General features: G+C 69.0%; 11 protein-coding genes. 8 read left to right on the plus strand and 3 right to left on the minus strand.

Annotated features, from left to right (window positions below):
• Positions 1-53: 53 nt before the first annotated feature.
• The 3 genes from ACH4S7_RS03665 to ACH4S7_RS03675 form a co-directional block, all read right to left on the minus strand.
• A complete protein-coding gene (locus tag ACH4S7_RS03665) occupies positions 54-1331 on the minus strand; it encodes an MFS transporter (RefSeq protein WP_398519407.1) in 1278 nt (425 codons plus the stop codon).
• Positions 1328-2170, minus strand: coding sequence for an inositol monophosphatase family protein (locus tag ACH4S7_RS03670; protein WP_398519408.1), 843 nt, complete (start codon positions 2168-2170; stop codon positions 1328-1330). The genes ACH4S7_RS03665 and ACH4S7_RS03670 overlap by 4 nt, the downstream gene beginning before the upstream one ends.
• 157 nt (positions 2171-2327) lie before the next feature.
• The gene (locus ACH4S7_RS03675; protein WP_398519409.1) at positions 2328-2495 is read right to left on the minus strand and encodes a hypothetical protein; all 168 of its coding nucleotides are present in this window, start codon (positions 2493-2495) and stop codon (positions 2328-2330) included.
• 517 nt (positions 2496-3012) lie between these two features.
• Here ACH4S7_RS03675 and ACH4S7_RS03680 point away from each other — a divergent pair.
• The 8 genes from ACH4S7_RS03680 to ACH4S7_RS03715 all read left to right on the plus strand — a co-directional run bounded on the left by ACH4S7_RS03680 (position 3013) and on the right by ACH4S7_RS03715 (position 12154).
• Positions 3013-4158 (plus strand): Gfo/Idh/MocA family protein, encoded by a 1146-nt coding sequence (locus ACH4S7_RS03680; RefSeq protein ID WP_398519410.1) that lies wholly within the window; start codon positions 3013-3015, stop codon positions 4156-4158.
• A 298-nt stretch (positions 4159-4456) separates the two neighbouring features.
• Positions 4457-5767 carry an aspartate aminotransferase family protein gene (locus ACH4S7_RS03685; RefSeq protein WP_398519411.1) on the plus strand — a complete coding sequence of 437 codons (1311 nt, stop codon included), beginning with the start codon at positions 4457-4459 and terminating at the stop codon, positions 5765-5767.
• 77 nt (positions 5768-5844) lie between these two features.
• Entirely contained in the window at positions 5845-6636 is a 792-nt protein-coding gene (locus tag ACH4S7_RS03690; RefSeq protein ID WP_398519412.1) for a sugar phosphate isomerase/epimerase family protein, read from the plus strand.
• Positions 6637-6769: 133 nt separating this feature from the next.
• Complete coding sequence (locus ACH4S7_RS03695; protein WP_398519413.1) at positions 6770-7963, plus strand: ABC transporter substrate-binding protein; 1194 nt, start codon at positions 6770-6772, stop codon at positions 7961-7963.
• A gap of 280 nt (positions 7964-8243) precedes the next feature.
• Complete coding sequence (locus ACH4S7_RS03700) at positions 8244-9548, plus strand: DegT/DnrJ/EryC1/StrS family aminotransferase (RefSeq protein WP_398519414.1); 1305 nt, start codon at positions 8244-8246, stop codon at positions 9546-9548.
• Complete coding sequence (locus ACH4S7_RS03705) at positions 9545-10453, plus strand: radical SAM protein (RefSeq protein ID WP_398519415.1); 909 nt, start codon at positions 9545-9547, stop codon at positions 10451-10453. The genes ACH4S7_RS03700 and ACH4S7_RS03705 overlap by 4 nt, the downstream gene beginning before the upstream one ends.
• Positions 10453-11268: a glycosyltransferase family 2 protein gene (locus tag ACH4S7_RS03710; protein WP_398519416.1), complete on the plus strand. Its 816-nt coding sequence runs from the start codon at positions 10453-10455 to the stop codon at positions 11266-11268. Before ACH4S7_RS03705 ends, ACH4S7_RS03710 begins: the two co-directional genes overlap by 1 nt.
• 70 nt (positions 11269-11338) lie before the next feature.
• Positions 11339-12154, plus strand: a complete 816-nt coding sequence (locus ACH4S7_RS03715; protein ID WP_398519417.1) for a DNA-methyltransferase — start codon at positions 11339-11341, stop codon at positions 12152-12154.
• Positions 12155-12204: the final 50 nt, after the last annotated feature.

The following is a 12204-nucleotide window of genomic DNA, read 5'->3' on the forward strand; positions in this document are numbered from 1 at the left end:
TGCAATAGCGAGTCATGTCCCAAGTTTTCAGGAAGTGCTTTCATGGCGCCACGCTAGCAACTGACCGTGCTGGTACGGAACCTGGCGTCGAAGTCCCGCATCCGCCGCAGCGGGGAGAAGACCAGCAGGGGGGCGATCAGCAGCAGGACACCGGCGAGGATCCACAGCGCGGTCCGGACACCGGCGTACGCGGCCAGTCCACCGCCCAGCAGCGCGCCGAGCGGCGCGGCACCCCACACCGCGAAGCGGAACATCGCCGACATCCTGCTGAGCAGACCGGGTGGGCAGGCCCGCTGCCGGTAGCTGACCTGCATGATGTTGAAGACGGTGACCCCGATGCTGATGGTGATGTGGGCCAGCGCGAAGAGCGCCAGCCGCCAGCCGTCGTACGTGAGCGGGATCAGCACCATGCAGGGGGCCGCCACCGGCACGGCGAGCATGGCGGTACGGGCCTCGCCGAACCGTCTGCTCAGCCGGGGCGCCGACCAGGCGCCGATCAGCGCCCCGACCGCACCCGACGCCAGTAGGAGTCCCACCAGGCCCGCGTCCACCCCGACGACTCGGCTCAGGAAGATGACGTCGAGCGCGAAGATGGCCGAGAAGACCAGGTTGTTCAGGCTCGCCGAGAGCGCGAGCATCCGGAGCACCGGGTGGCCGCGCAGAAAGCGGACGCCCTGCCAGATCTGACCGGCCAGATTGCCGGTGGGCGCGGGCGGGCGGGGCTCGGGCACCGTGATCCGCCACAGCAGCAGCGCGGAGGCCGCCGAGGCCACGGCGTTCCCCGCCAGGGCGAGTTGGGCGCCCAGCCACTGCACGCAGAGCCCGCCGAGGCCGGGTCCGCCCAGCTCGGCGCCCGAACGGATCATTTGCAGACTGCTGTTGCCCCGGACCAGTCGGTCGTCGCTCATCAGATGCGGAAGGTAGCTGTGGTCGGCGATGTCACCGAACAACTGGGCGCAGCCGAGCAGCAGCGCCACCGCGTAGATCAGTGGCAGCGACAGCAGATCGGCCGACCAGGCGATCGGCAGCGAGGCCAGCGCGACGCAGCGGACCAGATCCGCGCCGATCATGACCCGGCGCGGTCGCATCCGCTCGACCAGCGCTCCGGCCGGCAGACCCAGCACCAGATAGGCGGCGAAGTGGAAGGTCTGGACGAGGGCGGTCTGCCAGGCCGACGCGTCCAGGGTGAGCACGGCGGTGAGCGGGAGGACGACCAGGGTGGCCGCCGCTCCGGTCTCATTGAGCAGATGCGAGCCGAGGAGCAGCCGGAAGCCACGGCGCCGGGCCGCCTCGGGACCGGATGCGGGCGGGCCGTCCGGCAGCGCGGTCACGCCCCGCCCTCGGTGAGGAGCTCGCGCAGCTCCGCCGCCAGTGCGGGGGGACACGCGACGATCGTCCCGCCATCGTCCCGGCCGGCTGCCGTGCCGATATCGGCCGGTCCGTCGTCGAGCCCGCCGACCCAGGCGCCCGCCTCGGCCGCGATCAGCGCTCCGGCCGCATGGTCCCAGCGATAGAGGCCGGCCTCGTAGTACGCGTCCAGCCGGCCGGCCGCCACCCAACAGAGGTCGAGCGCGGCGGAACCGCTGTTGCGGAGGTCCCGGACCCGGCCCACGACCCGTGTCGCCAGGTCGGCCTGTCGGCTCCGCAGGTCGAGGTCACTGCTGAAGCCCGTGGAAACCAGGGCCTGTTGGAGTGTGGCGGCGCGGTCCGGCGCCAGGGTACGGCCGTCCCGGCGGGCTCCCCGGCCGCGTACGGCGCTGAACGTCTCCTGGCGCGAGGGGTCGTGCACCACGCCCACGGTGGCGGCGCCGTCCACCTCGGCGGCGATGGAGACGACGAACCCCGGGTTCCCGCTGACGTAGTTGCCGGTGCCGTCGAGCGGGTCGATCACCCACCGCACCCCGGAGGTGCCGGGCCGTTCACCGCCCTCCTCGCCCAGCACGCCGTCGTCCGGCCGACGGTCCGTCAATAACTCGACAATCAGGGCCTCGCTCCTCCGGTCAAGATCGGTCACCAGATCCGTGGGAGCGGACTTGGTCTGCACCGACAGCGGCCCTTCGGTCAGCCCGCGCAACAGCAGGTCACCGGCCATACGGGCCGCCCTGATGGCGAGTTCGAGCAATTCGGCGCTACCCGCTTCACTGGCCGCTTCGGCATGTGCCAAGGTCATTGCACCCCCTCTTGCGGTGTACACCCACCTCTGCGAAGGTATCACCGAGTGGTCCCCGGTACGCGAGTTGGACCGAGTGTTTCTTGGTAACCGGGGTACCCGTTCGGTGCGCGCCCGACCCATTGAGGTTCGCGTCCGGGCCAATGAGCAGCAGGATTCAACAAGTCGGATGGCTACCGCGCTTGAAGGAGACCTCTTGCATCGCAAACGAGAACTCTTGAGAACTGACTGCCATGATCACCATCAGGACCATTTCCTTCATGGTGCCCAACCCCATGGCGCCTTTCTTCAAGATGTCTATCCTCACGATATCCATCTTCGTCATGCCGGCGTCCACACCGTAGCACCGGGGCATGGATCAGCTCTCCCCATCACGGCTACGGCGCCCCGAAGCGGAAACGTCAGGCGTTAGAACCTCTCGCCCGACCCGGACGCAATCACGGAACGCCCACCGGACAATTGCGCTGCCCAGCACGGTGGTCGATTTCGTGCTGGGCGCATTTCTCGGAGGTCCCACCCGGGAATCACGGAACGCCGGTTCGGTTCGGCGCGCGCGGAACCCATGACGCGGTGAGCCGTGACGCGGTGAGCCGTCACGCCGTGAGCCGTGAGCCGTGAGTCATGGCCCGGTGAGTCATGGCCTGGTGCGTCATGGGCCTGGTGCGTCATGACGTCGTGCCGCTTACGGAGCCCCACGGTCGTGTCGTAGTCCGGGCATGTCCGGTCAGGTCGTGCCGTGGTGTGGTGCCGCCCTGACGCCTGCCGTGGAGTGGTGCCGCCCGATGGGACCGGCCCCGCTCCTCTCCACTCCCCCCACTCCCCCCAGACTCGAAGTTGGTGCCGTGTCGGATTCAGAACGCTCCTTACAGACAGAACGCCTCCGCCTGGGTGTCATCGGCTGTGGCACCGTCGCCCAGATCATGCATCTGCCGTACGTCCGAAGCCTGCCCGACCGGTTCGAGCTGACCGCGCTGAGCGATCTCTCACCGGGACTGCTGGAGCACCTCGGCGAGCAGTACGGCGTCCCGCCCGAGCGCCGTTTCACCGACTATCGGGCCCTGCTCGAAACCGATGTGGACGCCGTGCTCGTCCTCAGTGGCGGCAGTCATGCGCCGCAGGTCATCGCAGCGGCGCAGGCGGGCAAGCACATCCTGGTGGAGAAGCCGCTCTGCTTCACGCTCCGGGAGGCGGACGAGATCGAGGCCGCCGTGCGGGCGGCCGGCGTGCGCCTGATGGTCGCGTACATGAAGCGCTTCGACCCCGGCTACCGCTACGGCCAGGGCCTCGTCGGCGCCATGCGTGACGCCCGCTACATCCAGATCAACACCCTGCACCCCAGCGAGGACCAGTACATCGACTTCCACGGGGTGCGGCGCTTCGACGACGTGCCCGAGGACGTGGCGCGACGGCTCCACCGCGCCCAGGAGGAGTTGCTGGACGAGGCGGTCGGCGGTATCTCGGACGCCCTGCGCTTCGTCTACTTCGATGTCTTCCTCGGCAGCATGGTCCACGACATCAACGCCCTGCGGGCCCTGGTGGGCGAGCCGGAGGACGTGCTGTTCACCGACATCTGGCCGCCTGACTCGAAGTTTCCGTCGGTGACGACTGTTCTTCGGCATCCGGGGAACCTGCGCACCACCTACACCTGGACCTACCTCGCCGATGTCCGCGACTACTTCGAGGAGATCGCGGTACTGTCCCCGACCGATCGGGTGCGCATCCAGTTCCCCTCCCCTTTCCTCAAGCACTGGCCGACACCGATCGTCGTACAGAGCATGGAGAACGGTGCATTGGTGGACAAGCGGGTCCAGGTCTCGTACGACGAGGCATTCCGCGAGGAGCTGTGCGCCTTCCACGACTGCGTCATCAACGGTACCGAGCCGCTGACCGATGTTCGTGACGCGCGTACCGACATCGCCGTACTCCAGCGGATTCTGGCGGCCTTCGATCCCACCGCGCTCGGTGGGGAGGCGGGGAAGCACCGCTGAGGGACTTCCAGGGAAATCCCCAGAGAATTCCATTGAATCCCGGGTAACCGGTTGGGCCGAGGGCGCGACGGCGCCGACTGACGTTCGCGATGGATCGGACCTGGTTCAGGCATGGGCTCATGCGTGGATTCAGGCATGGGCTCAGGCGTGGATTCAGGCATGGGCTCAGGCGTGAGTTCAGACGTGGTTCAGACCTGACTCCGGAATGACTCATACATGAATCCAGCATGAACCGGATCTACATCAAAGCGGACGCAATCGCGGCAGAAAGGCCAAAGACATCGTGAGTCTCACAGTCATGCCCACATCCACAGCGCACATTGTCGAACGGGAGAAACAGCACCGGTTACCCGGCGGCCAGTCCATGACAGATCTGGCGGGTATCGTCGTGGACCGCGCGCTGAACGCGGAGGTCTGGGACAAGGACGGCAAGCGGTACCTCGACTTCTTCACGGGCGTGGGTGTCTGCAACATCGGCCACTCCCACCCCAGATTCCTGGCGGACGTCAACGATCAGTTGGGATCGTTCGCCGTCGGGACCTTCTACACCGACGTACGGTCCCGGTACTACGAGCTGCTGTCGTCCCGGCTGCCCGAGCGGCTCGGCAGGATCCATATGTTCTCCACCGGCAGCGAGGCCGTCGAGGCAGCGGTGAAGCTCGCCCGCGCCGCCACCGGGAAGCATGAGATCGTCAGCTTCTGGGGTGGGTTCCACGGCAAGACACAGGGAGCGCTGAGCCTCCACGGCGGGCCGCGGAAGCATCGTTCCGGTCCGTTCCCCCCGGGATCGCACCAGGTGCCGTACGCCTACTGCTACCGGTGCCCGCTCCAACTGGAGCATCCCACCTGCGACCACCACTGTGTCGGCTTCGCCGAGCAGTCCATCGAGAACGGGTCGGTCGGCGATATCGCCGCGATCATCGTGGAACCGGTCCAGGGCACCAACGGCAACATCATCCCGCCCCGGGGCTATCTGCGGGCCCTGCGCCAACTCGCCGACCGGCACGGCGCCTTGCTGATCCTGGACGAGGTGATCACCGGCTTCGGCCGGACCGGCTCCCTCTTCGCCTTCGAACAGGACCCCGAAACGGCGCCTGATGTCGTCGTGCTCGGCAAGGCCATGGCCTCGGGCCTACCCGCCAGCGCGATCGTGAGCAGGGCGGACCTGGTGGAGGGCACCCCCTTCGGCGCCCCCAGCGCCGCCGCGTCGACCTTCGGCGGCAATCCACTGGCCAGTGCCGCCGCACTGTCGACACTGCGCATCCTGTTGGACGAGGAGCTACCCGAGCGGTCGCGTCGGCTCGGCGAGTCGGTCTCCCGTCGACTGGCCTCCTGGGTCGAGGAGTTCCCCTTCGTGGGCAACGCGGGGAACGTCGGCCTGATGGTCGGCGTGGAACTGGTGGAGCCGGGCTCGAAGCGCCCGCTGCCCAAGGACGTCACCCGGGGGATCTTCCGGGAGCTGATGGCCCGGGGCGTCCTGGCGATGGCGTACGACAGCCGGATACGGATCTACCCCCCGCTGAGCATCCCCGAACACCACCTCGAAGAGGGCCTTGACGCCTTCGAGGCGACCTTCCGGGCGATGTCCGACTCCATCACCCGGCCATGAAGGCCGGACCGTCCCGTACGAGATCCGAACCGGCCGGACCGTCCCGTATAACACCGGACCATCGAGGAGGACCGAGCATGGAACTGGGGTGTGTGGTGCGCAGTGCCCCCGAGGCCGAGCGCGCCAGCGGACTGCCGCTGGACTATCTGGAGCTGAAGGGGGATCTGCTCTGCGTCGAACCGGCCGAACTCCCCGCGCTCCAGGCCAGGTTGCGCGCTGCGGGGCTGCCGATCAAGGCCATGACGTCTCCGCTGCCGAGGCGGTACAAGCAGCGGGTGGTGGGCCCTGACGCGGATCAGACCGCGGCGCTGGAGGTGTTCCGGGACATGTGCGACCGCGGCGGCGCGGTCGGGGTGCGCACCGTCGTCCTCGGCAGTGGCCAGGCCCGGCACATCCCACCGGGCTTCTCCCGCGACGAGGCGCTCCGGCAGTTCCGTGCCTTCCTCGTGGCGGCGGGCACCGTCTGCGCGGAGCGGGGCATGGTGCTCGCGCTCGAACCGCTGAACGCCACGGAGACGAACTTCGTCAACTCCTGCGCCGAGGCGCGGGGGGTGATCGACGGGGTCGTCGACACGGTGGACGTCCGGATCGCCGCGGACTGTTTCCACATCATGAGCGAGGGCCTGTCCATCGCCGCCGAGGTGGCGGCGGCCGGGGCGGTCGTCGGACACGCCCACACATCGTCGGCCCCCCGGGGCAGCGGTGATTTCCGGGTGGCGGACCAGACGGAGTTCGTGGCGGGTCTGCTCGCGGCCGGGCACGCCGGAGGGCTGACCATCGAGGACGAGTTCGCCGACTTCGAGGTGGAGGCCGCCGCGGCGGTCGATGTCTTCCGGCGGGTGCTCGCCGCCGCCCCGGTCCCGTCCTGACCCCGGAGCCACCGGAGGGACCGGGCCACCGGAGCTGCCGGGTTACCGGAGCCGCCGAAGGAACCGAGTCCCGTTACGCCCCCGCCCTGACGCAAAGACGCGCGAAGACAGTGAAGACGCGAAGGAGTCCAGCATGGCGCTGACCTTTCTGACCGATCACACCTCACCCCTGATGCGGGACCTCGCGGACCGCATCGTCGCCGGCTGGAACGAGCGGCACCCCGGGACCCCGGTCACCCTGTCGGTCCTCGACCATGAGGAGTTACGGGACCGGTTGGGGACCTGCCACACCGACCCCAGCCCCCCGGACGTGATGACCTGGTTCGCCGGGAACCGGATGCGTTCCCTGGTCGACCAGGGACTGATGCTGGACATCTCCGCGATGTGGAAGGCGGAACGTTTCGGCGAAACGTTTCTACCGAGGTTCCGGAGCATGGAGGGTGGGATGGGCCCCTCCTGTTTCCTGCCGACCTCGCACTACTGGTGGGGCGTGTACTACCGCCCCTCGGTCTTCGAATCCCTGGGCATCACCACGCCGATCGGGACGTGGGACGAGCTGATGGCCGCGTGCGGGACGCTCCGGAACGCGGGGATCGCGCCGTTCTCGCTCGGCGCCCGCTTCCGCTGTGCCGCCGCCGCCTGGTTCGACTATCTGAACATGCGCATCAACGGCCCGGACTTCCACCGCGAACTGATGGAGCTGCGCGTCCCGTACACGGACGAGCGCGTGCGCCGGGTCTTCGACTTCTGGCGCCCGCTGGTGGAAGGGGGTTACTTCCTCGGTGAGCCCGCCGAGTACGACGAGGAGGAGGCGGTCGCGGCGGTCCTGCGCGGCGAGGCGGGCATGACGCTCGTCGGCGCCTACGCCACCGACGAGTACACCCCGCCGGGCGAGCCGGACATCGACTTCTTCCGCTTCCCGATCATCGACCCGTCGCTGCCCATCGGCGAGGACACTCCGGTCGACGGCTACTTCGTCGCCGGGAACAGCGCGTCGCCGGAGGACGCCACCGCCTTCCTCGCGTATCTCGGCTCGCACGAGGTCCAGCAGTTGACGATCGAGCATCTGGCCACCCTGCCCACCCGGACCGATGTGGATGTGGACCGGGGCGGCCGGCACGTGGCGAAGGGGATGGAGATCCTGCGGGGCGCCGACCGGCTGGAGCAGTTCTACGACCTCGACACGTCGTGGGAGCTGTCGAACGTCGGGATGACGGCGTTCGTGTCCTTCCTCCGGGACCCGTCCCGCGCCGATGAACTGCTGCGCGAGATCGAAGCCGTACGACGGGAGCAGCTCGCGGCGACCCCGGCGGCGGACCCGGACTGAGCAGCCGGACCGCGCGCCCGGGTCGCCGACCCGATCGCGCGCCCGGGTCGCCCGGCGGCCGCGTGCCTCTTTAGCCCCGCGCCTCCGTAAGCCCCCCGTACCCCTGCATGACCGTGGGCAACACCCGTACCCCCCGTACCGCCGCACACCCGGCCCCGGCATGTCCGCACGCACCCGGCACCCGACACCCGACACCCGACCATACGCACGACACCGCACCACTCCGCACCGCAGCACACGCACCACTCCGCACCGATCATCCGACCACCAAGGGACAGCCATGACAGCGGTACCGCGTTCCCCCCTCGCGCTTCTCGGCGGCTCGCCGGTCCACGACGCCGAGTGGCCCCTCTGGCCCCAGGCCCCCGAGTCCACCCTGACCATGCTCCGCCAGGCAGCCACCTCGGGCCGCTGGGCGGTCAGCGGCGCGTACACCGGTACGGCGAGTTTCGAGCGCCGGTTCTCCGACGCCTTCGCCGCCTACCACTCGGTGCCCTACGGGGTGCCCGTCACCAACGGCTCGGCCGCGCTCACCGTCGCCATGGAGGCACTCGGTGTCGGGCCGGGCACGGAAGTGATCGTCCCCGGCCTGACCTGGGTGGCCTGTGCCTCGGCCGCGGCCGGGCTCGGTGCCACTCCGATCCTGGTGGACGTCGACCCCGAGACCCTAAGCATCTCCGCCGACGCGGCGAAGGCCGCCGTGACCGAGCGGACCAAGGCGATCCTCGTCGTGCACGCCTACTGCTCCAGCGCGGACGTCGACGCGTTCGTCCAGCTCTCGGAGAGCACCGGCATCCCCATCATCGAGGACTGCTCGCAGGCCCACGGCGCCGAGTGGAACGGCCGCAAGGTCGGCACCTTCGGCACCATCGGTGTCTTCAGCCTCCAGCAGACCAAGGTCCTCACCTGCGGGGAGGGCGGGATCGCGATCACCTCCTCCGCGGAGCTGTACGACCAGCTCCAGCAGTACCGCGCCAACGGCAGGCGCTACACCGACCGCCCGGTCGCCGGTCAGTTGGAGCTGGAGGACGTCGGCACGGTCGAGGGCCACAACCACTCGATGTCCGAGTTCCACGCGGCGGTGGCCCTCAGCCAGTTGGAGTTCCTGGACCAGCAGAGCGAGGTACGGGAGCGCAACGCCTCCGCCCTGACCGCGCTGCTCGCCGCGATCCCCGGCGTCTCGACGGTGCCCGCCCCGGCCGGGCTCACCCGGCGCACCTACTACGACTACATCATCCGGCTGGACCGGGAGCTGCTCGGCGGGCTGCCGATCCAGCGGGTGGTGGACGCCATGACCGCCGAGCTGAACGTCTTCTTCGAGACGCTGGACACCCCGCTGAACGCCAATCCGCTCTACACCCCGCTGAAGTCGCCCCGGCTCCCCCGGTCCGCCCCCGACCGGCAGTCCTTCGATCCGACCCGGTTCGAGCTGCCGGAGGCGACGGCCGCCTTCCACACCTGCTTCGCGTTCCTGCACCACGCGCTGCTCGGCACCGGGGACGACGTGGCGGCGATCGCCGAGGCCGTCGACAAGGTGGTGGCCCATCTGGACCACCTCAGGAGTGCGGAGGGTGACCCGCGATGAGTGTCAGCCTGGTGGACGGCAAGGTGCACAATCCGGAGGGCATCGAGGTCAACGCCAGTCTCCAGTGCAATATGCGCTGCAAGTCCTGTGCGCACCTCTCGCCGCTCTTCCGCCGCGAGAACGCCGACCCGGCCGAGATGCACGACATCCTGACCGTACTGGCCGAGAACTACCACGCGTCCTACGCCAAGATCATGGGCGGCGAACCGCTGCTCCACCCCGATGTGGTCGGTCTGATCGACGCGGTACGGACGAGCGGGGTCGCCGACACCATCCTCGTCGCCACCAACGGCACCCTCCTCGACCGGATGACCGAGCGCTTCTGGGAGTCGGTGGACTCACTGGAGCTGTCGATCTATCCGAGCCGGATGCTCACACCGGAACAGGTCGACCACTACCGCGATCTCGCCGCCGAGCACGGCGTCTCGCTGCTGGTCAACTTCTACGGTCACTTCCGCTCGGTCTACTCGGAGGTGGGCACCGATTCGGCGCCGCTGACGCAGGAGGTCTTCGACACCTGCAAACTCGCCCACTACTGGAACTCACACACCGTCTTCGACGGGCTGCTCTACCGCTGCCCGCAGAGTCTGTTCATGCCGCAGAAGCTCCAGAACGGCGGCTGGGACCACCGGGTCGACGGGCTGGAGGTCGAGGCGGGGCCGGAGTTCCTGGACCGGCTGTACGGGTTCCTCACCAGTACGACGCCCCTGCGCGCCTGCCAGAACTGCCTGGGCAGCGTCGGCAAGCTCCATCCGCACGAGGAGTTGCCGCGCGCGGACTGGCGGCCGACGGAACCCACCGAGGAGCTGGTCGACTTCGAGTACCTGGAGATCTGCAAGGACGACATCACCACGGACGACGGCTGTGTCGAACGGTCGGTCTCCGTGCCTCTGGGAGGTGCCTGATGGCAGCACGGCCGGAACAACCACCCGAGAGCGTCACCGTCGTCACCCTCACCCGCTACCGGCCGGTGCTGGTCCAGCGGGCCATGCGCAGCGTGCGCGCGCAGGAGGCCGGGGTCCCGGTCAACCATCTGGTGCTCATCGACGACAGCCCGACGACCCGGTCCGCGCTGGCGGAGGTCGCCGACGACTTCCCCGACTGCGAGGTGCGGTACGTGCCGCGCGAGCCGCACGAGACATCGGGCCCGGGACGGTCGTCGCGGCTGCGGAATCTCGGTGTGCGGCACGCCACCGGCTCCTGGATCGCCTACCTGGACGACGACAACGAGTGGGCGGTGGACCACCTCGCCAGTCTGCTGCGGTGCGCTCGCGAACAGGGCGTACGGGCCGCCTACAGCGAGGTCGGCCTGCTGAACACGGACGGCACCCCGTACCTGGAACCCCGCTGGCCGTGGGCGAACAGCACCGCCGAGGCGGAGCGGGCGTACGAGGAGTACGCGGCCAAGGGGATCGTCGTGCCCGGTTCCAACGTCATCCACGACCGGCCGGACGTCTTCGACGTGCCGGTCGACACCAGCGCGTGGCTGCTCTCCCGGGAGCTGCTCCTCGACGTGCCGTTCGAGGAACGGTTCTCGGCGAGCGACGCGGAGGACCTGGTGAGCGAGGACGACAAGCTGTACTACCGGCTGCTGGAGCGGAAGGAGCGGCTGGCCTGCACCGGCCGGGCGACGCTCCGTTACTACCTGGGCGGCTACTCGAACAGTCTGGAGACCGTCGACCCGGCGGAGCGCACGGCGATCACCTGGGCCTCGGAGTGATCCGGAGCCGTACCACCACAACCACCACGACTGCCACGACTGCCACGACGACAGAAAAGAGGTGGGCCCGGTGACCGGGTTGACGACGGCGGAGAACCAGTGCGCGCTGGCGGCGGAGCACGGCTCCTTCCACTGGGGCAACAGTCTGGAACTGATGGCGAGGATCCCGGACGGCAGTGTGGACGCGGTGGTCTGCTCGCCGCCGTTCGAGGGCGGCGGACTGATCGCCGACGACGACCGGGTGGGTGAGGCGTTCCTGGGCTGGATACAGCCCTTCTTCGAGCAGTTCCACCGGGTGCTGGTGCCGAACGGCGTCGTCGCCTTCGAACTCGGCGGCATCTGGCTGTCGGACGCGCCGGGGAAGGCGGTGCAGCACGCCGCCGCGGTGCGCGCGCTGGCGGCCTCGGGCTGGCGGCTCATCCAGGACTACTACTACTTCAACCCGCAGTTGCTGGTCCCGGAGCCCGGGGGGCCGGCGCGGGCGGCGGACTCGATCACGCCGATCTGGGTGATGGGCAAGTCCCACCAGGTGCACTACGACGTGGAGGCGTTGCGTCATCCGGCACGGCGTGACTTCGTACGGGGCAATCTGCTGGAGTTCGACACCTCGGGCGTCTATGACCAGGCGTACGAGAAGGCCATCGCCGAAACGTCACTGCACCCCTATGCCGACCGCTGGCCCACCGCCGTCCCGGAGCTGTTCGTGGATCTCCTGACGCGTCCGGGCGGGCTGGTCCTCGATCCGTTCGCCGGTACGGGGGCGACCTGCTTCGCCGCCGAGCGGCTGGGGCGGAGGTGGCTCGGCATCGAGCTGAACCGGGAGCTGGAGCACCATGTACGCGCGATGTTCGCGGGTAAGGGGGCGGGGGCGGCGGCCGGGGGCTGACACCGGCGCCGCCCGGACGCCGATGCGTGCGGCCGGTGCGCGGGCGTCGG

The organism is Streptomyces sp. NPDC020965, from assembly GCF_044333555.1.
In the GTDB taxonomy this organism is placed as follows: Bacteria; Actinomycetota; Actinomycetes; order Streptomycetales; family Streptomycetaceae; genus Streptomyces.